This is a genomic window from Pseudomonas sp. 34 E 7 (assembly GCF_900005715.1).
In the GTDB taxonomy this organism is placed as follows: Bacteria; Pseudomonadota; Gammaproteobacteria; order Pseudomonadales; family Pseudomonadaceae; genus Aquipseudomonas; species Aquipseudomonas orientalis_A.
In genome coordinates this window covers 1-20081 of the sequence record NZ_CVTX01000121.1, presented here as the reverse complement: position 1 = coordinate 20081, position 20081 = coordinate 1, and the positions used below count along the sequence as shown (strand labels likewise).

18 protein-coding genes are annotated in these 20081 nt (G+C 60.3%); 11 read left to right on the top strand and 7 right to left on the bottom strand.

Features of this window, described 5'->3' with window-relative positions:
• Positions 1–57: 57 nt before the first annotated feature.
• From gabD to BFP96_RS10045, 4 genes are all read left to right on the top strand, one after another.
• On the top strand, positions 58–1500 hold the full coding sequence (gabD, locus tag BFP96_RS10060) for an NADP-dependent succinate-semialdehyde dehydrogenase (RefSeq protein ID WP_065893843.1): 1443 nt from the start codon (positions 58–60) through the stop codon (positions 1498–1500).
• A gap of 181 nt (positions 1501–1681) precedes the next feature.
• Positions 1682–2959 carry a 4-aminobutyrate--2-oxoglutarate transaminase gene (gene gabT, locus BFP96_RS10055; RefSeq protein ID WP_065883128.1) on the top strand — a complete coding sequence of 426 codons (1278 nt, stop codon included), beginning with the start codon at positions 1682–1684 and terminating at the stop codon, positions 2957–2959.
• A gap of 357 nt (positions 2960–3316) precedes the next feature.
• Positions 3317–4651 carry an amidase gene (locus BFP96_RS10050; protein WP_065936126.1) on the top strand — a complete coding sequence of 445 codons (1335 nt, stop codon included), beginning with the start codon at positions 3317–3319 and terminating at the stop codon, positions 4649–4651.
• 16 nt (positions 4652–4667) lie between these two features.
• Positions 4668–4856, top strand: a complete 189-nt coding sequence (locus tag BFP96_RS10045) for a hypothetical protein (protein ID WP_065893841.1) — start codon at positions 4668–4670, stop codon at positions 4854–4856.
• Positions 4857–4860: 4 nt separating this feature from the next.
• Here BFP96_RS10045 and BFP96_RS10040 read toward each other — a convergent pair whose 3' ends face one another.
• The 5 genes from BFP96_RS10040 to desA all read right to left on the bottom strand — a co-directional run bounded on the left by BFP96_RS10040 (position 4861) and on the right by desA (position 11669).
• Positions 4861–6057 (bottom strand): hypothetical protein, encoded by a 1197-nt coding sequence (locus BFP96_RS10040; RefSeq protein WP_065936125.1) that lies wholly within the window; start codon positions 6055–6057, stop codon positions 4861–4863.
• Between the two features lie 13 nt (positions 6058–6070).
• Positions 6071–6958, bottom strand: coding sequence for a nitrilase family protein (locus tag BFP96_RS10035; RefSeq protein ID WP_065883122.1), 888 nt, complete (start codon positions 6956–6958; stop codon positions 6071–6073).
• Positions 6959–7073: 115 nt separating this feature from the next.
• Positions 7074–9017 carry a flavin monoamine oxidase family protein gene (locus BFP96_RS10030; RefSeq protein ID WP_065936124.1) on the bottom strand — a complete coding sequence of 648 codons (1944 nt, stop codon included), beginning with the start codon at positions 9015–9017 and terminating at the stop codon, positions 7074–7076.
• Positions 9018–9294: 277 nt separating this feature from the next.
• A complete protein-coding gene (locus BFP96_RS10025; RefSeq protein WP_065936123.1) occupies positions 9295–10296 on the bottom strand; it encodes a sensor domain-containing diguanylate cyclase in 1002 nt (333 codons plus the stop codon).
• Positions 10297–10484: 188 nt separating this feature from the next.
• Positions 10485–11669, bottom strand: coding sequence for a delta-9 fatty acid desaturase DesA (desA, locus tag BFP96_RS10020; RefSeq protein WP_057725344.1), 1185 nt, complete (start codon positions 11667–11669; stop codon positions 10485–10487).
• Positions 11670–11834: 165 nt separating this feature from the next.
• Here desA and dibA point away from each other — a divergent pair, with 165 nt between their 5' ends.
• The 6 genes from dibA to BFP96_RS09990 all read left to right on the top strand — a co-directional run bounded on the left by dibA (position 11835) and on the right by BFP96_RS09990 (position 18137).
• Positions 11835–13748 carry a phosphodiesterase DibA gene (gene dibA, locus BFP96_RS10015; protein ID WP_065895896.1) on the top strand — a complete coding sequence of 638 codons (1914 nt, stop codon included), beginning with the start codon at positions 11835–11837 and terminating at the stop codon, positions 13746–13748.
• Positions 13749–14048: 300 nt separating this feature from the next.
• Positions 14049–14231 (top strand): sulfur starvation response protein OscA, encoded by a 183-nt coding sequence (gene oscA, locus BFP96_RS10010; protein ID WP_003170956.1) that lies wholly within the window; start codon positions 14049–14051, stop codon positions 14229–14231.
• A gap of 65 nt (positions 14232–14296) precedes the next feature.
• Entirely contained in the window at positions 14297–15307 is a 1011-nt protein-coding gene (locus BFP96_RS10005) for a sulfate ABC transporter substrate-binding protein (protein WP_065893836.1), read from the top strand.
• 141 nt (positions 15308–15448) lie between these two features.
• Positions 15449–16267 carry a sulfate ABC transporter permease subunit CysT gene (gene cysT / locus BFP96_RS10000; RefSeq protein WP_065883112.1) on the top strand — a complete coding sequence of 273 codons (819 nt, stop codon included), beginning with the start codon at positions 15449–15451 and terminating at the stop codon, positions 16265–16267.
• Between the two features lie 13 nt (positions 16268–16280).
• On the top strand, positions 16281–17153 hold the full coding sequence (cysW, locus tag BFP96_RS09995; RefSeq protein WP_065883110.1) for a sulfate ABC transporter permease subunit CysW: 873 nt from the start codon (positions 16281–16283) through the stop codon (positions 17151–17153).
• Between the two features lie 3 nt (positions 17154–17156).
• Positions 17157–18137: a sulfate/molybdate ABC transporter ATP-binding protein gene (locus tag BFP96_RS09990; protein ID WP_057725349.1), complete on the top strand. Its 981-nt coding sequence runs from the start codon at positions 17157–17159 to the stop codon at positions 18135–18137.
• 148 nt (positions 18138–18285) lie between these two features.
• Here BFP96_RS09990 and BFP96_RS09985 read toward each other — a convergent pair whose 3' ends face one another.
• Complete coding sequence (locus tag BFP96_RS09985) at positions 18286–18813, bottom strand: Mpo1 family 2-hydroxy fatty acid dioxygenase (RefSeq protein ID WP_065936122.1); 528 nt, start codon at positions 18811–18813, stop codon at positions 18286–18288.
• An 83-nt stretch (positions 18814–18896) separates the two neighbouring features.
• On the opposite strand from BFP96_RS09985, the gene BFP96_RS09980 reads away from it, so the two are divergent.
• Positions 18897–19583: a Crp/Fnr family transcriptional regulator gene (locus BFP96_RS09980; RefSeq protein WP_065893834.1), complete on the top strand. Its 687-nt coding sequence runs from the start codon at positions 18897–18899 to the stop codon at positions 19581–19583.
• Here BFP96_RS09980 and uraH read toward each other — a convergent pair.
• Positions 19578–19988 carry a hydroxyisourate hydrolase gene (gene uraH, locus BFP96_RS09975; protein ID WP_065895893.1) on the bottom strand — a complete coding sequence of 137 codons (411 nt, stop codon included), beginning with the start codon at positions 19986–19988 and terminating at the stop codon, positions 19578–19580. The two genes, BFP96_RS09980 and uraH, sit on opposite strands and share 6 nt — an antisense overlap.
• Positions 19989–20081 lie beyond the last annotated feature (93 nt).

Here is a 20081-nt window from a genome sequence, read left to right as displayed (position 1 = left end):
CCTTTCAATAACTCTAATTCGCTCCGCGTGCGCGCGGTGCTGTTAAGGAAAGCCTACATGCAGCTCAAAGATACCCAGTTGTTCCGCCAGCAAGCCTTCATCGATGGCGCTTGGGTCGATGCGGACAATGGTCAGACCATCAAGGTCAGCAACCCGGCCACGGGCGAGATTCTCGGTACTGTGCCAAAGATGGGCGCCGCGGAAACCCGCCGTGCCATCGAAGCGGCCGACAAGGCCCTGCCGGCCTGGCGTGCACTCACCGCCAAGGAGCGCGCCAACAAGCTGCGTCGTTGGTTCGAACTGCTGATCGAAAACCAGGACGACCTCGGCCGCCTGATGACCCTTGAACAAGGCAAGCCGCTGGCCGAAGCCAAGGGCGAAATCGTCTACGCCGCCTCGTTTATCGAGTGGTTCGCCGAAGAAGCCAAGCGCATCTACGGTGACGTGATCCCCGGCCACCAGCCCGATAAGCGCCTGATCGTGATCAAGCAGCCGATCGGCGTGACCGCAGCCATCACCCCGTGGAACTTCCCCGCCGCCATGATCACCCGCAAAGCCGGCCCGGCCCTGGCCGCTGGTTGCACCATGGTGATCAAGCCGGCCTCGCAAACGCCGTTTTCGGCCCTGGCCCTGGTTGAGCTGGCGCACCGCGCCGGTATCCCCAAAGGCGTGCTCAGCGTGGTCACCGGCAGCGCCGGCGACATCGGCGGCGAGCTGACCAGCAACCCGATCGTGCGTAAATTGTCCTTCACCGGCTCCACCGAAATCGGTCGCCAGTTGATGGCTGAATGCGCCAAGGACATCAAGAAGGTCTCCCTGGAATTGGGCGGCAACGCGCCGTTCATCGTGTTCGACGACGCTGACCTGGATAAGGCCGTCGAGGGCGCGATCATCTCCAAGTACCGCAACAACGGTCAGACCTGCGTGTGCGCCAACCGCCTGTATATCCAGGATTCGGTGTACGACGCGTTTGCCGAAAAACTCAAAGTGGCCGTGGCCAAGCTCAAGATCGGCAACGGTCTGGAAGAAGGCACCACCACTGGCCCGCTGATCGACGAAAAAGCCGTGGCCAAGGTCAAAGAGCACATTGCCGATGCCCTGAGCAAAGGCGCCAAGCTGCTGGCCGGTGGCAAGGCGATGGAAGGCAACTTCTTCGAGCCGACCATCCTCACCGACGTGCCGAAAAACGCCGCTGTGGCCAAGGAAGAAACCTTCGGGCCACTGGCGCCGCTGTTCCGTTTCAAAGACGAAGCCGAAGTGATCGCGATGTCCAACGACACCGAATTCGGCCTGGCCTCGTACTTCTACGCCCGCGACCTGGGCCGTGTGTTCCGTGTGGCTGAAGCCCTGGAATACGGCATGGTCGGCGTCAACACCGGGTTGATCTCCAACGAAGTGGCGCCGTTCGGCGGCATCAAGGCTTCGGGCCTGGGCCGTGAAGGCTCCAAGTACGGGATCGAGGATTACCTGGAAATCAAATACCTCTGCCTGGGCATCTAAGCCCTGTAAGAGATTGCAACAGACGCAAAGGGCACGAGAGCGCTGTCCCTTTGCGTGTTTCACGTCGTTATTCGCAGTGGCCGGGAAAGCTGTGGCAGTCGATCATCGCATGCTGCCGTAGTTGCCTCCCCGTCACCTATCCTTGAACCACGCCGCCCGATGAGCGGCGAATGAGGACTTTATGAGCAAGACCAACGCATCCCTGATGAAACGCCGCGAAGCCGCTGTACCGCGCGGTGTTGGCCAGATTCACCCGATCTTCGCCGAATCGGCGAAGAACGCCACCGTGACCGACGTTGAAGGTCGCGAGTTCATCGACTTCGCCGGCGGTATCGCCGTGCTCAACACCGGCCACGTGCACCCGAAAATCATCGCGGCGGTGACCGCGCAGCTGAACAAGCTGACCCACACCTGCTTCCAGGTACTGGCCTACGAGCCCTACGTGGAAGTCTGCGAAAAAGTCGCGGCCAAGGTGCCAGGTGATTTCGCCAAGAAAACCCTGCTGGTCACCACTGGTTCCGAAGCGGTGGAAAACGCCGTGAAAATCGCCCGCGCCGCCACTGGCCGTGCTGGGGTGATCGCCTTCACCGGCGCTTACCACGGCCGCACCATGATGACCCTGGGCCTCACCGGCAAAGTCGTGCCTTACTCGGCCGGCATGGGCCTGATGCCAGGCGGTGTGTTCCGTGCGCTGTATCCGAACGAACTGCACGGTGTGAGCGACGACGACGCCATCGCCAGCATCGAGCGCATCTTCAAGAACGACGCCGAGCCGCGTGATATCGCTGCGATCATCATCGAGCCGGTGCAGGGTGAGGGCGGGTTCTACGTCGCGCCTAAATCGTTCATGAAGCGCCTGCGCGAGCTGTGCGACAAGCACGGCATCCTGCTGATCGCCGACGAAGTGCAAACCGGTGCCGGTCGTACCGGTACCTTCTTCGCCATGGAACAGATGGGCGTTGCCGCCGACCTGACCACCTTTGCCAAATCCATCGCCGGCGGCTTCCCGCTGGCCGGTGTGTGCGGCAAGGCCGAATACATGGACGCCATCGCCCCGGGCGGCCTGGGCGGCACCTATGCCGGCAGCCCGATTGCCTGCGCCGCCGCACTGGCGGTGATGGAAGTGTTCGAAGAAGAGCACCTGCTGGACCGCTGCAAGGCCGTCGGCGAGCGCCTGGTGACTGGCCTCAAGGCCATCCAGGCCAAATACCCGGTGATCGGCGAAGTGCGTGCCCTGGGCGCGATGATCGCGGTGGAACTGTTCGAAGATGGCGACAGCCACAAACCGAACGCCGCAGCCGTTGCTGCGGTGGTGGCCAAGGCGCGTGACAAGGGCCTGATCCTGCTGTCCTGCGGTACCTACGGCAACGTGTTGCGCGTGCTGGTGCCGTTGACCTCGCCGGACGAGCAATTGGACAAGGGCCTGGCAATCATTGAAGAGTGCTTTGCCGAGCTGTAAGCGGCAAGCCACAAGCTGCAAGTAATAAACGCTTGCAGCTAGTAGCTCCCACCTTGCTGCGCAAAGAAGCCGCCCCCTGAGCAAAAAACGCATACGCGGTTTTTTTGTTCACGGGGCGGCTTCTTGCGTGATGTGCAGGCATTACCGCTGGCCTGCTGCACCTCTTACCACATCCAGGACGGGGCAGGGCCGACCTGGCGCCGGCAAGCCGATGGAACATCGCACGAGGCTTTCCTGCCGGTGTCTTTATCTGACGGGCTCATCCCAACTCATTAAGCGAAGCGGATGACATACATCTGCCTGCGGATCAGGCAGAGTTCCTGCTATCCACCCGTATGTGCAGGAGGTTTTTCACTCATGGCTCAACCTCATGGCTTCTTCCAGGGCAAAACTGTCGCAGAGCTTTCCCGACAGGTGCGCAACCAAGAGGTACGTTGCGTTCAACTCACTCAGGCGGCGTTGGACGCTATCCATCAACAGAACCCTGCGATCAATGCCTTCGTCTCGCTTAACGTGGCTGAGGCACTCCACACCGCACAATTGCTCGATAGGGAGATCGACGAGGGTCAGTATCGCGGGCCGCTGCACGGTATCCCCATCGCAATCAAGGACAACATCGATACTCGGGGCATGCCTACGACGTATGGTTCTCACCTGTTTCAAAACCACTGGCCTACGACTGATGCGCGTTGTGTCGCCCTGCTCAGGGCAGCCGGGGCGGTGGTGGTTGGTAAAACGCTGACCAGTGAGTTTGCGCTCGGCCCAACGGGCGAATTTTCATTTCAGGGGCCGTCTCACAATCCTCACGACCTGAACAGGGTCACGGGTGGGTCCAGCGCAGGGAGTGCCGCAGCGGTTGCCGGGGGCATGGTCCCCATCGCGATCGGCACTGATACCGCAGGGTCCATTCGTATTCCAGCGTCTTTTTGTGGCGTGGTTGGGTTCAAGCCTAGTTACGGGCGCATTTCTCTTGAGGGGGTTTACCCTGTCAGCGCCACCCTGGACCATGTCGGTCCACTGGCTCAATGTGTAGAAGACATTGCCATACTGCTGGAGGTACTTAGCGTCTCGCCAATAAGCTGCGTGAAACCTGCCGACAAACCTCGGGCGGTATGGGTGGACCCCAGGGCGATCCACGATGTGGACGAGCGCGTGCTTGCATGCTGCCGTGCACGATTCCACGCGATATTTGATACCGGACAACGTGCCGCCGATTTCGAAGCGCTGATTCCAGCGGTTCAAAGTGCTTTTAAAACCATTCTGCTCGCCGAGGCTTACGCCGTGCACAGTGCGTACCTGGAGGATGAGGGCAGCCATTTCAGCAGTGAGCTGAGAACTCGCCTCGCACCCGGCAAAGCGATTAGCGCCTGGCAGTATCTGAATGCGCTGGGAAGCCGCAAGTTGCTGCAGAGCCAAGTGGCTGAACTATTCAAAGCAACCGATTTGCTGGTAATGCCATCCACCGCGATTACGCCACCACGGTTTGGTCTCAAGAGCATCACTGTCAACGGCGTTGAACATCCCATTCGAGAGGCCATCAATGGCTTGACGAGCGTCTGGAACCTGCTTGGTTTACCCGCCATCAATGTCCCCGCTGGCACCGTGGATGGTCTGCCCTGCGGGTTGCAAATCATTGCTGGCCCGAACCAGGATGAAAAGTTGTTGGCGTGGCTGGCGGCGCTGCAGGTTTAGTCTGCGCGCTCCGGGGTTGGCGGCTGCGAACCTGGGCGACGATGCAGGCATCACTGCCGCCATCGTAGGTCAGGTTGCAGGTGTGTATTACGGTGCGCAGGGCATTCTGCAGGTCTGGTTAAACGCACTGTGGATGCTGGGCCAGATCCACGCCATTGCCTTGGCGCTGATGCAGGTGACGCACCAGGAAACCAGCCCATTCTGATGCGTTAATCCGCAATTACCATACCGATCAAAGGTACGATCAACACCGTACTGATCGCCATGGACAATACGTTGCCGATATACGGATGCATGTAGTCAGGCAGGCGCCCGGCAATTGCGCAGGCCAGCGGCGGGGCGATCAGGGCTCCCAGCAATGCGCTGGTTACAATCACTGTCGCGTTTCCGCCATAGGTCAAGACGGCAGCGGGCACCACAGACACGAGAGGTACATAGGTTGGGTACCAACCACGCTCGCGCCATTGCCGGCGCCACAGGATGATGCCGATCAGAGAAGTCAGCGCTTGACCTGCAATCAGGTGTGGCAACCATCCAGATCCATAAGCGGGGCTCATTGGATTTAATGCATAGGCCAGCAATACCCCGGCGAGCAAACCCAGGCTGGCCCACTCATTGCCAAAGAATGGGGCTTCGGAGAAGTCCGCCAGCACGCGACGTAACGTCCAGCGTATGCCGTAGTCGGGTGTTTTCAGCGGGGCGGGGGGAGGGATGCCGGCCTTGGTTTCAGTTGCACGGCTGACCAGCGCCGGAAGTGCGCGGCAGAGTAAAAATGCGACCACGCTACCTAACGCCATGCCCAGGACATTGCCAATCACCACTGGCAAACCCAGGGGAATACAGAGGTAGTTGACCATCAACAGGCAGCTCGGCGTCACCAGAATCGCGCCGAGCAAGGCGCCGTTGAGCGTGACCTTCCATCCCCCGCCAAACAGCAACACCATGGCCGCCGGAAGTGACACAAATGCAGCGAACGTTGGTTGCCAGGAATCCGCTGTCAGGGTCCAGCCCCAGATCGCGTTGCTCAGCAGCAGTCCCAGCAATGAACTGGTCACCAACCAAGGCCAGAGCCCCGTGCCGTAGGCGATGCTGAAGCCTTGCCAGGCTTGCGCGTACCGACTGGCCCAGTAACCGAAAGCACCACCGAGCAGCAGACCGAGTGATGCGAACTCGTGTTTGTAGAAGGCCACTTCGCTGATATCGCCGACCACCCAACGTAACCACGCTATTGGCGAGGGCAGGCTGTCCATCATGTCGTTGTAACCTGGCCAGAGTACCGGTGCCGAGGTGGAGTAAGACACCGACAACGCAGTGAGTGACGCGATCAGGATGAGCGTGGCCGAGATCAGCATGACAAGGTGGCGAACAGATGAGTCCGATGACACTTTTGTGGGTATGTAATCCATGATCGACCCTCCGTCAGCGTGGCAGGCACGGGTGAAGGTGGTAGCCGAGCATCGTGTCATACAGGTCGCTCCGGCGATCCCGTTGCAGGTCGTTAAGGCTGTTCCAGATCGGCGCGCTGCGGGCGCTGGACAAGTCGATGTCGGCGTAAATGATCGCTTGCTCGTCGGATGAGGCGATTTTGCCGATGGGCCAACCGTTGGTGCCGGCAATCAGCGAGCACCCCAGGTAACGCGCATCCTGTTCTTCCCCGATGCGGTTGGCGGCAGCAATGAACACGTTGTTGGCGTGGGCGGCGGTCATGGTCAGGTAAGAGGCCATGCATTTGCCCGCTTCGTCGAACAGGGGCGGCGGGGTCCACACCCAGTTGTTCAGGCTGCAAATGATGTCGGCGCCTTGCTGGGTCAGTATGCGTGGGACTTCGGGGAACCAGATGTCCCAGCAGATCAGTAAGCCTATGCGGCCTATGGATGTTTCAAATACGGGGAATCCAAGGTTGCCAGGGGTGAACCAGAGTTTTTCCTTGTTCCAGAGGTGGGCCTTGCGGTATTTGCCAATCAGGCCATCGGGGCCCAGCAGCACTGCCGTGTCGAACAACTGCATGCCTTCGCGCTCGGCCAGGCCCGCCACAAGATGTATTTGGTGAGCCTGGGCGAAGTCCATCCACGCCCGCAGGCTGGGACCGCCTGGAACGGGTTCGGCATGTAGATAGGCATCATGGCGATTGTTGAATAGATAACCGGTATTGGCCAACTCCGGAAGCACAATCAGATTGGCGCCATTGTTCACCGCTTGCAGGGCAAGGCTGAGGCTGGTTTCCAGGTTGGAGGCGCGATTGTGGGTACCGACTTGCGGATCAAATTGCACAACGGCGACGCGTACCGGGCTCGTGGAATCGTTCATCGTGTAGACCTCTTTTTATTGTTATGAGCCCACCGGATCAGGTGGGCGTTTAATAGAAAGTCTTTTTTGCTTGTGCGTCAGTAGGCTGTTTCCTTTAGGGTCGTAGGCAGCTGCTCTATCGATTTGGCGGCCCTTGGTACCGGGGATATTCATCCAGGGTAAAGCCCCCATTGAACTTGGCGAGGGTGGTACTGCAGAGGTTGATCACTGCGTCGACGGCGCCACGTAGGCACGGCTCGGTCCAGCCCGCATCCACGGAAAACGATTCCCCGGCCAGATAAAGGCCGCTGACATGGGCATAGTCCCGGTTGTACTGCATCAAGCTGACTGCGTCGTAGTAGGTCCCCGCGCGATAGAGCTTGGCGCACCCTAGTGCGTTCTTGTCGGTCACCCAGCGTTGGACGATGGCGTTTTGTTTGTCGATGTAGGGCGATATCGCCGTTTTGATATTGGCGCTGCGTAAGAGGATGCGGTCCAGTTCCGTGACGCACTTATCGACCAAGGTTTGGTCGTCGAAAGAAGCCAGTTTGGTCGCGTCATCCTCCCAGGTGTAACTGAGCAAGATGCAGTCATAGGGATAGGCGTTGTGGTAGCGGTAGGTGTACACATCGTGGATAAAACTGTCGGTGACCATGATCTGGGGGATTTTTTTGTTTTTCGACAGAAAGCTTTTCTTGAGCGGCGCATAGACCTTGCAACTGGTTTCCCAGTGGGCGGTTTTGTAAGCATTGGTGACGGAATACGGCAGCATCGCCTGGCTGAAGTTTTCCAGCTGAATGTGTGTTTCGATAATCCAGGATGGCAGTGTCATGATCACGGCATCGAAATCTTCATGGCGTTCTGATGTGGCTGTGGGACTGCTGACCTGCCAGTCATAGGTCAAGCGGATTTGGCCGTTTTCAAGCTTGGTCAAGCGAGTCACTGAGGTGTCGGTAAGAAAGCCCTTCCCGCGTTGCCGACTGTGATCATAGAAGGACTTGCCGTCTAACTTGGCCTCCATAAAAAGCAGGCACTCGTCCAGTGCCGTTAGCCCCAGGTAACGCGGCGCATCGAACGGTAAGTCATTGCAGTCTTTGAGGGTGGTTTCCCCTAGATACGGTGACGGAGCGGGATTGCCGTTAATGCCGACGCGCCCATGCACCAGTTGGAGTTGACTGCTGAAACCGAAGATCGCAGTACGTAAAGGGTAGAGGCAGCACACGTCATAAAACGCCCCCCAACTGCCATCGCCGATACCGATGGAATAGAAAAGGGTGGACTCTTCCTGGGTCATGCCGAGACCGCCAAAGTCCTCAGGAGTACGGGCGCTCCACGTAACGCTCGCCAACGCCACCAAGTCACGAAAGGACAGGCTCTGGTAACGCGCGACGATAGCGGCCCATAAGGATTCCCATAGTGGCGTGCCATACATCTGGGCGACTTCGTGCGTCATCTGATCGGCAAAACGGCGCCACTTGGCATACACCTCCTGCAATTTTTCTGTTGGAGGTGGCGTGTGGCCTTGCGGGTTTTTCCAGATAAGCATCTGTGGCTGTGGCGTTCCCTCAAGTAACCCTTCGCGCAGGTAAATGCCGGTGTTGCGTACATGCGATGTGCCTGGGTTGGGAAAGTCGGACAGCTGCAGTTCAAAGAGTTTGCAATAGTAGGCCAGCAGCGATTGCCCATCTAAAGGCGATTCACCTGCCTGATTGAACATGGGCATGCGCATGGCGCCCATCTCGAAGGGGGTCTGGCCCAGCAGTGGAGATTGGCCGCGATTGAGCATCGATAGGTGACGCCCGCCAACCCGGTGAGACTGTTCCAACAATGTGACGTTGTTGAATCCGCACCGGAGTAATTCGCGCGCAGCGGTCAATCCGGTGATGCCAGCGCCAACGATGCAGATTTTGTAATCGGGTTGGGTTGCCTGGGCGATGCCAAAATCTTGTTCGACCAATTTGCGATAGTTGAAGCACAAGTCCGGAGGACTTGGGAACCGGCCTCGCCATGACGATGGGGCGTGGGCTGTTAAGTGCTTGGCGACCAGGGCGGGGTAGTCGTAGGTGGATCCGATGGTCATGGTTCATGCTCCAGAGTCTGCCCGGTCGGGAGGAATGACCGGCGGCAATGGCGAATGAATTTAGTACCGCGAGGAGGTGGCGGGGGGGTAGATCTTTGTGGTGAGGGTTGGGAGTCGGCTGGAGCGCGGGGCTGCCATCTTTCGACGGTCGTCCTACAGAGAAAATGCTATGAGTGATTGTTGTAGCCCAAGCGCAAAATGCGTTTTGGCGCAAGCTGCGCAGTGTGGAATAGAGACCTTGAAAAAAGCTGCGGGCAAGCCCCGTATTGGCCCCGACCTAACCCGCAATCACGCGGTTCTTGCCCTGACGCTTGGCCTCATACATCGCCGCATCGGCGCGGCCGAACAGTTTGTCCAGGGTTGAGTCATCTTCGCGCAGGCTGGTCAATCCCTGGCTGACCGTCACGGTAAACGCGTGACCTTCGACACTGAAACTCAGCGCCTGGATTTCCTTGCCCAGTCGCTCGGCCACCTGCAAAGCCATCTCCGGGGCGCAGCCGGGCAGTACGGCGGCGAATTCTTCGCCACCGATGCGCCCGAACAGGTCGCCACGGCGCAACACGCCACGCCCGCTTTCAGCGATGCGCCGCAGCACTTGGTCGCCTTCCAGATGGCCGTAGGTGTCGTTGATGTCTTTGAAATCGTCGATGTCCAGCAGCAGGAATGCCAGCGGCGTGCCCTGCGCACAGGCGCTGTCAAAGGCCTGATTGGCGAGTTCGAAGAAGTGCCGGCGGTTGCTGCTCTGGGTCAGCACATCGGTGGTGGCCAGGCGATGCAGTTCCAGCTCCAAGTGCTTTTTTTCGGTGATGTCCTCGGCGATGCCCACGACGATCATCGGCTTGCCCGGCTCGGCCTGCTGGTTGATGTAGCACTTGTCACTGAGCCAGCGGATCTGCCCGTCGAGCGTGACGATGCGGTATTCGCGGTCTTCCACGGCGCCCTGCTCCAATACACGGGCCAGGCTGTGTTCGGCATAGTCGAGGTCTTCGGGGTGGATGCTGTTGCGCCATTCCCGATGGTCGGCCAGCAGCAAACCGGCGCTGCGGCCGAATATCCGTTCGTAGGCGGGGCTGACGTACAGCACGCGACGGGTTTCCCAATCGATGGCCCACAGCACGGCGTTCACGCTCACCAGCAGCGAGCTGAGCAGCTGCTCACGCGCACTCAGGCGCTCGACCTCACCCTGGGCATGCATCAGCGCCAACAGCGTCGACGCGGCCGCCGGGCGCGGTGGCTGGGCAGAGGACACATCAGGCGTGCAGGGCTTTTCGTGAACCATCGGAACAACTCTCTCTGGGCGCGCCGCAGGATGGAACAGCGGTCACTACAAGCGGTCACCATGATGGCGAAGTGTTCTTTGAGAGAGGGGAATTGCGGTGAAGTTCCGTGATCGGGCTCGATTGGCGGCGCCCGGAAAATGGCGTCAGAAAGCCAATGTGCGGGAGGGCGAGCCCTCCCGCCGTCGCGTCAGACCCCTGCAGGGCGCAGTGAATAGGTCTTCAATTGGTGGGCAAAATCGCGCAGGGATTGGATACCGCTGGCTTCGGCTTCATGTACCCATTCCTTGATCGCCGCGAGCATGTCGTGGCCGTTGGTGCTGGTCTTGAGCCAGATCTGCTGCAGCGCCAGACGCTTCTCGTAGATCACGCTCAGTGCCTGGCTGTGCTCCAGCATGCTTTGGATGCGCACATGGTGGCGATCGCTCAGCAGGCTGGTTTCCCGCGACAACAGGCGCTTGGCGCGGTGGAACTGGTGGCGGACCGAGTGATCGACTTTCTCCAGCTCCTGCTTGACCAGCGGGCCAATGACCAATTTGCGGTATTGGGCCATGATCTGGAAGCGGTTGTTGAGGATCGCCATGGCGGTGTCCATGTCCAGGTGGCCCTTGCCTTCGACGCGGTGGGCGATCGGTGCGACGCGCTGCACCTTGGCCAGGCGCAGGAAGCTGAACACCTTGATCCAGGCCCAGCCCAGGTCGAACTCCCATTTCTTGACCGACAACTTGGCCGAGTTGGGGTAGGTGTGATGGTTGTTGTGCAGCTCTTCACCGCCCACGATGATGCCCCATGGCACCAGGTTGGTGGCCGCATCGCGGCATTCGAAGTTGCGATAGCCCACGGCATGGCCCAGGCCGTTGATCACTCCGGCGGCCCAGAACGGAATCCACATCATCTGGATCGCCCAGATGGTGATGCCGATGGTACCGAACAGCAGCAGGTCGATCACGCCCATGAGCGCCACGCCCAGCAGCGGGAAACGCGTGTACAGGTTGCGTTCGATCCAGTCGTCCGGGCAGTTCTTGCCGTAGATGCGCAGGGTCTCGGGGTTTTCCGCCTCGGCGCGGTACAGCTCGGCACCTTTGCGCAGCACGGTGGACAGGCCCTTGATCACCGGGCTGTGGGGGTCATCGACGGTTTCGCATTTGGCGTGGTGCTTGCGGTGGATAGCGGTCCACTCGCGGGTGTTCTGCGCCGTGGTCAGCCACAGCCAGAAGCGGAAGAAGTGTTTCAGGCCGGCATTGAGCTCGAGCGAGCGATGGGCTGAATAACGGTGCAGATAGACCGTGACCCCAATAATGGTCACGTGGGTCATCAACAGCGTGACTGCCACCAGTTGCCAGGCTGACAGGTCAAGAAAACCGTTGTACCACATAGGCTGTATGGCCCTCAGATAAAGTAAAGAACAGCTCACGCATTATCACTAAGCCTACAGAGAAAACCAGCCGCTCTTTCAGATAGGAGTGACTGGATGTTTCTTATTCTATAATCCTCAGCCTTCGTAGGGCGATTCTGTTTTTTGGTAAGGATTACTGACCATATGCTGTTTACATACCGAGGAGCCCTACGTGCGGGGCTGGTATACCTGCTGATTTCCATTGTATGGCTCAGGCTCAGCCACCACTTATTGATCAACTTTATCGATGAACCCCGGGCGTTGGCGCATTGGCTGCAACTGCGCGGCTATGTCTGGGTGGGCCTGAGCGCGCTGGCTATCTACCTGATGGGCGTGCGTTTCGCCCGTGTCCACCAGCTGCAACAACCCCTGAAAGAAAACCATGAGCGCCTGCAACAGGCCGCTGCGGTGTTTGATTGCACCCGTGAAGGGGTGCTGGTCACCGATGCCCGAGGCCTGATCGTGCACGTCAATCGGGCGTTCATGGAGATCACCGGCTACCGGCGCGAAGACGTCATGGGCAAGCCCCCCAGCCTGTTCAAGTCCGGGCGCCATTCGTCGAATTTTTATCGGCAGATGTTCCAGACCCTCGAGCGCAGCGGTGAATGGAGCGGCGAAATCTGGAACCGACGCCAAAGCGGAGAAATTTACCCACAGTGGCAAACCATCCGCGTCATCCGCGATGAGCAAGGGCGCATCAGCCACTATGTCGCGGTGTTCTCGGACATCAGCGCCATCAAGGACTCCGAACACGAACTGGCGCACCTGGCCCATCACGACCCGCTGACCGATCTGCCCAACCGCCTGCTGTTCACCGACCGCGCCGAGCAGGCCCTGGCCTCGGCGCAAGTGCACAAACGCGGCTGTGCATTGCTGCTGCTGGACCTGGACCATTTCAAGATCATCAATGACAGCCTGGGCCACAATGTGGGCGATCAACTGCTCAAGCTGGTGGCCGAGCGTCTGAAGGGGCTGTTCAGGCCTGGGGTGACCCTGGCGCGCCTGGGCGGCGACGAGTTCGCCGTATTGGCGGAGAGTTGCCCGCAGGTGATGCAGGCGGCGGCCCTGGCGCAGCGCATGCTCGACGCCATGAAGGAGCCGTTTGTGTTCGACGGCAACCAGCTGTTTATCAGCGCCAGCATCGGCATCAGCCTGTTCCCCAGCGATGCGCTGAGCGCCGAGCAATTGCTGCGCAACGCTGATTCGGCGCTGTTCAAGGCCAAGCATGCGGGCCGTGAAGGCTACGCCCTGTACACCGAGGAACTGACCGCTCACGCGCAGAACCGGGTGGAAATCGCCAGCGAACTGCGTCGCGCCCTCGACCAGCAGGAACTGCGCGTCTACTACCAGCCGGTGCACGGCCTGCAGGACGGCCGCCTGATTGGCGTCGAAGCGCTGGTGCGTTGGCAGCACCCGGAACGCGGCCTGGTGCCGCCGGGCGAGTTCATCCCTATCGCCGAGCGCACCGGGTTGATCGCCGACATCGATGCCTGGGTGATGAACCAGGCCTGCCGCCAGATGTGCCAGTGGCTGGCGGACGGCGCGCCGTTGGGGTTTATCGCGATCAACGTGTCCAGCCGGCTGTTTGCCCGGCGCGAACTCTACGAACACGTGGGCCAGGTGCTTCACGATACAGGCCTGGACCCGGCCTTCCTTGAGCTGGAAGTCACCGAAAGCGCGGTGATGGACGACCCGGAAGTGGCCCTTGAACAGCTGCACCGCCTGCGCGAGCTGGGATTGCGCCTGGCCATCGACGACTTCGGCACCGGCTATTCCTCGCTGCTGCGCCTCAAGCGCCTGCCGGTGCAGAAACTCAAGATCGATCAGGGCTTTGTCGCAGGCCTGCCGTGGGATGAAGACGACGCCGCCATCGTGCGCGTGGTCATCGCTCTGGCCAAGAGCATGGGCATGCAGGTGCATGCCGAAGGGATCGAGCAGGTGGAGCAGGCCCGCTTCCTGCTGGACCAGGAATGCGACATGGGGCAGGGGTACTGGTTTGGAAAGCCGGTGCCGGCTGATGAGATCAATTGGGCACGAGCACCCGCCATCCGGGATTGAAATGCAGTCCAAATGTGGGAGGGGGCTTGCCCCCGATGGCAGTGTGTCAGCCAAGACTGACTAACCTGACACACCGCTATCGGGGGCAAGCCCCCTCCCACATTGGAACTCCACAAGGCTTTATTTCAGTGCTGTGATTCAAAACCCACGCGCAACCCCACGCCCCAACAGAAAATTCTTTCTGGTTATATAAACATTCTTAAATAGTATTTTTAAGAATATCCCCGCTTATCTACTATCGCTCTCACGCCGCAAGCAGTGCCGCCACTGCCAGGCACTAATCATTTCAGGAGCGAGACCATGAGCGCATCTCTACGTAGCGTCGACGGCCAGGACGAAGCAGCCATTTTGCGTGAGATCCAGAGCGCCCTGCGCGATCTGCGGTTTGGCGCGGTGGAAATCACCGTACATAACGCTCAAGTGGTACAGATCGAACGCAAGGAAAAATTCCGCCTGCAGAACCCGGGTAACAAACCGAGCTGAGCAGCAACGGCGATAGACCCGCAATTATAAAAAAAGCCAACACTCAAGAATTTTCAGGAGCTTCTATGTCGTCGATTCGCCGTTATGCCCTGGCCGCGCTGGCCAGTGCCGTGTTTGCCGGTTCCGCCGTTGCCAAGGACTACGAGTTGCTCAACGTCTCGTACGACCCCACCCGTGAGCTGTACCAGGACTACAACGCTGAGTTCACCAGCTTCTGGAAACAGTCCCACCCGGGCGACAACGTCAAGATCCAGCAATCCCACGGTGGTTCGGGCAAGCAAGGCCGCGCGGTGATCGACGGCCTGCGCGCCGACGTGGTGACCCTGGCCCTGGCCGGCGACATCGACGAAATCGCCAAGCTGGGCAAGACCCTGCCGGAAAACTGGCAAACCCGCCTGCCGGACGCCAGCACCCCGTACACCTCGACCATCGTGTTCCTGGTGCGCAAGGGCAACCCCAAAGGCATCAAGGACTGGGGCGACCTGATCAAGAAAGACGTGTCGGTGATCACGCCTAACCCGAAAACCTCCGGCGGTGCCCGCTGGAACTTCCTCGCCGCCTGGGCTTATGGCCTGAAGACCGGCGGCAGCGAAGCCAAGGCCCAGGAATACGTTAAAGAGCTGTTCAAGCACGTGCCGATCCTCGACACCGGCGCACGCGGTTCGACCATCACCTTCGTCAACAACGGTCAGGGCGACGTGCTGCTGGCCTGGGAAAACGAGGCGTTCCTGGCGCTCAAGGAAGACGGCGGTGCCGACAAGTTCGACATCGTCGTACCGTCCCTGTCGATCCTCGCCGAGCCGCCGGTGGCCGTGGTCGACAAGAACGCCGAGAAAAAGGGCAATACCGAGATCGCCACCGAATACCTCAAGCACCTGTACAGCCCGGCGGGCCAGGAGATTGCGGCGAAAAACTTCTACCGCCCACGCGATGCGAAAGTCGCCGCCAAATACGCTCAACAGTTCCCTGAACTGGACCTGGTTACCATCGACAAAGACTTCGGCGGCTGGAAAACTGCCCAACCGAAGTTCTTTAACGACGGTGGCGTGTTCGACCAGATCTACACGGCGCAATAAACCAAAGTACCTGTAGGAGCGAGCTTGCTCGCGAAGGTCGTCAACGATAACGCGTACATTCTGAATGAGCGCGGTGCCCTTGATTCTTTCGCGAGCAAGCTCGCTCCTACAGTGGTTTCTACCCTTTAACCAAGGACTCTTATGTCGCGTCGTATTTCCCCCGTCATACCCGGCTTCGGGCTGACGCTGGGCTACACCGTGGTGTACCTCAGCCTGATCGTACTCATCCCCCTGGCGGCGATGTTTGTACACGCCGCTCAACTCACCTGGGATCAGTTCTGGGCCATCATCTCCGCGCCCCGCGTGTTGGCGGCGTTGAAATTGAGCTTCAGCACCGCCTTGTACGCCGCGCTGATCAACGGCGTGATCGGCACGCTGCTGGCCTGGGTGCTGGTGCGCTACACCTTCCCCGGCCGCAAGGTCATCGATGCGATGATCGACCTGCCGTTCGCCTTGCCCACCGCCGTGGCCGGTATCGCGCTGACCGCGCTGTATGCGCCCAACGGCCTGGTGGGCCAGTTCGCCGCCGACCTGGGCTTCAAGATCGCTTATACGCCGCTGGGTATCACCCTGGCCCTGACCTTCGTGACCTTGCCGTTCGTGGTGCGCACGGTGCAGCCGGTACTGGCCGATATCCCCCGGGAAGTCGAAGAAGCCGCCGCCTGCCTGGGCGCCAAGCCATTGCAAGTGTTCCGCCATATCCTCGTACCGGCCCTGTTGCCGGCCTGGCTGACCGGTTTCGCGCTGGCGTTCGCCCGGGGCGTCGGTGAGTACGGCTCGGTGATTTTCATCGCCGGTAACATGCCGATGAAAACCGAAATCCTGCCGTTGCTGATCATGGTCAAACTCGACCAGTACGACTACCGTGGCGCCACCTCTATCGGGGTGCTGATGCTGGTGGTTTCCTTTGTCCTGCTGCTGCTGATCAACTTGTTGCAGCGGCGCATCGAACGTCCATAAGGAGGCGCGGAACATGTCCCAATCGTCTATATCCGCCGCGTCCTCGGCCAACGCCGCCCGGCGTGGCAGCGCGACCTCGCGACGCGTCCTGATCGGCCTTGGCTGGCTGGTGTTTGCCCTGTTCCTGCTGCTGCCGCTGCTGATCGTGGTGTCCCAGGGCCTGAAGAACGGCCTTGGCGCGTTCTTCACCGCGATCCTTGAACCGGATGCGCTGTCGGCGTTGAAACTCACGGTGATCGCCGTGGTGATCTCCGTGCCGCTCAACCTGGTGTTTGGCGTCAGCGCCGCGTGGTGCGTGAGCAAATATTCATTCCGTGGCAAAAGCATCCTGGTGACGCTGATCGACCTGCCGTTCTCGGTGTCCCCGGTGATCGCTGGCCTGGTCTACGTGCTGATGTTCGGCGCCCAGGGCTTCTTCGGCCCCTGGTTGCAGGACCACGACATCCAGATTGTGTTCGCCTTGCCCGGCATCGTGCTGGCGACCATCTTCGTCACCGTGCCGTTCGTGGCCCGTGAGCTGATCCCGCTGATGCAGGAGCAGGGCACCCAGGAAGAAGAAGCCGCGCGCCTGCTCGGTGCCAATGGCTGGCAGATGTTCTGGCATGTCACCGTCCCGAACATCAAGTGGGGCCTGATCTACGGCGTGGTGCTCTGCACCGCGCGGGCCATGGGGGAGTTCGGCGCGGTGTCGGTGGTGTCCGGCCATATCCGCGGCGTGACCAACACGCTGCCGCTGCATGTCGAGATTCTCTACAACGAATACAACCACGTCGCCGCCTTCGCGGTGGCCAGCCTGTTGCTGATCCTGGCGCTCTTCATCCTGCTGCTCAAGCAGTGGAGCGAGAACCGAATCAACCGCCTGCGCAACAGCGCCGGTGAGGAATAAGTCATGTCGATCGAAGTCCGTAATGTCAGCAAGAACTTCAACGCTTTCAAGGCCCTGGACAGCATCAACCTGGATATCCAGAGTGGCGAGCTGGTGGCGTTGCTGGGCCCCTCCGGCTGCGGCAAGACCACCTTGCTGCGCATCATTGCAGGCCTGGAAACCCCGGACGCCGGCAGCATCGTGTTCCACGGCGAGGACGTCTCCGGTCACGATGTGCGTGATCGCAATGTGGGCTTTGTGTTCCAGCACTACGCGCTGTTCCGCCACATGACCGTGTTCGACAACGTTGCTTTCGGCCTGCGCATGAAGCCGAAAAACCAGCGCCCGACCGAAAGCCAGATCGCGAGCAAGGTTCACGAGTTGCTGAACATGGTGCAGCTCGACTGGCTGTCTGACCGTTACCCGGAACAACTCTCCGGCGGCCAGCGCCAGCGTATCGCCCTGGCCCGCGCCCTGGCGGTGGAGCCCAAGGTGCTGCTGCTGGACGAACCCTTCGGCGCCCTCGATGCCAAGGTGCGCAAAGAGCTGCGCCGCTGGCTGGCGCGCCTGCATGAAGATATCAACCTGACCTCGGTGTTCGTGACCCACGACCAGGAAGAGGCCATGGAAGTCGCCGACCGTATCGTGGTGATGAACAAGGGCGTGATCGAGCAGATCGGCTCACCGGGCGACGTCTACGAAAACCCGGCCAGCGACTTTGTGTACCACTTCCTGGGCGACTCCAACCGCTTGCATCTGGGCGAGGACAAACACCTGCTGTTCCGCCCGCACGAGGTGTCGCTGTCACGGCATGAGCTTGAAGATCACCATGCAGCTGAGGTACGGGACATCCGGCCGCTGGGCGCGACTACTCGCGTGACCCTGAAGGTCGAAGGCCAGCCCGAGCTGATCGAAGCCGAAGTGGTGAAGGACCACGACAGCCTGACCGGCCTGACCCGTGGCGAGACCCTGTTCTTCAAACCCAAGGTCTGGCAAAAAGCCTGAGCACACCCCGGAACCGATCGTTCCCACGCTCTGCGTGGGAATGCCTCTGGTGACGCTCTGCGTCACGCTTTGGACGCGGAGCGTCCTGGGCTGCATTCCCACGCAGAGCGTGGGAACGATCAGATCGGGGGCAAGCCCCCTCCCACATTTAGATCCCGCTGGGTTTGAGATCGCGGCGTGCCACCGGGCCTGAGCGTTGCTCAATCTGCTGCTTCAGCGCCTGGCGCAACCCCAGCGCAAACGCCAACTCCGCCACCACAAACAGCGGCCCCACGATCAGCCCGGATACATCATCCACGAACGCCGGCTTCCGGCCTTCGTAGTAATGCCCGACAAACTGAATCACCCAGCCCACCACAAACATCCCGATACCGCTGCTCAACCACACCGTCGTGCTCTGCGCCGCCAGCACGTGGCCGGCCCAAACCGACAAGCCCATCAGCAGCGTCATCAAGATTCCCAGGGCCAGTTCCAGGCGCAGGTAAAACCACGCCGAAAACAGCGCCAGCAGCACCGCCGGGGAAATCCACAGCGCGCCCACCGTCCATTCGGGGCGTGACAGCAGCACGGCGACCGCTACCACGATCAAGGGAATGCCGATGAAATGGCTGGCGATATTGCGTGGGTCGCGGTGGTAGGCGGCGTATTGACTGAGGTGGTCGACGAGGCTTTTCATTGTTGTTCCTCCTGTAGGATGTTTGATCATGCCCTGTCAGTCGGCGCCTAACTGTCAACTGGGCGACAATCTTCGGAGTTCCCATGGACACAGGCAAATGGCACGCGCACCTGGCCGGCGGCCACTGGTTTGGCCATCTGCCTGCAGACTTGCAGCATAGCCTGCTGGCGGCGGCGCGGGTGCGCACGCTGACGGCGGGGCAGTTTCTGTTCAAGCGCGGCGATCCGCCGTGTGGCCTGTATGCGGTGCTGGAAGGGGCGGTGCGCATCAGCGCGGTGAATGCCCAGGGCAAGGAAGCGGTGCTGAGCCTGGTGGAGACGCCTCACTGGTTCGGCGAGATCTGCCTGTTCGACAACCTGCCGCGCACCCACGATGCACTCGCCACGGGCCTTTGCACGCTGGCGCAGGTGCCGCAGGCGGCGATGCTCGGCATGCTCGAGCGGCATCCGGCGTATTGGCGCGATGTGGCCCTGTTGATGAGCCACAAACTGCGCCTGTCGTTGATCAATATCGAACAGATGAGCCTGATGCCCGCGTCGGCGCGGCTGGCCCATCGGCTGCTGATGATTGCTCAGGGCTACGGTGAGCGAACGCAGGCGCGCCGGGTGTTGCAACTGCCCCAGGAGGACCTGGCGGCGATGCTCGGCCTGTCGCGCCAGACCACCAACAGCCTGCTCAGGGCACTGGAGCAACAGGGCGTGCTCGGCCTGAGCTACGGGGCCATCGAGATTCTCGACCTCAATGGCCTGCGGCTGGCTGCCGGCCTATGAACCGCGATAGGTGGAGAAGCCATAAGGGCTGAGCAGCAGCGGGATGTGGTAGTGCTGATCGGCCTGCTTGACCTGGAAAATCACCGGCACTTCGGGGAAGAAGGTTTCGCGGTTGGCTTTCTTGTAATAGTCGCCGGTCTTGAACACCACGCGGTACTCGCCCGGCTTCATGCTGCGATCAGCGGGAAACAGTTCGGCGATGCGTCCCTGTTCGTTGGTCACGCCCTGGGACAGCGATTGCCATTGGTCGCCCACATGCTGTTCCAAGGTGACGTTGACTCCGGCGCTCGGTAGGCCGTTTTCCAGGTTGAGCACATGCACGCTCAGCGGGTTGCCGGCGGCCATGGCCAGGGTGCACAGGCCGCTCAGGCTGAGGGCGGCGAGGGTCATGCTGAGGGTTTTCATCGTGAAGTCCTTTTTTGACAGAGGTGGTATCAAGGGGTGATTTTCAGGCCCAGTTGCTCGGCGGCCTGTACGGCGCAGGCCTCGTCCTGCGCG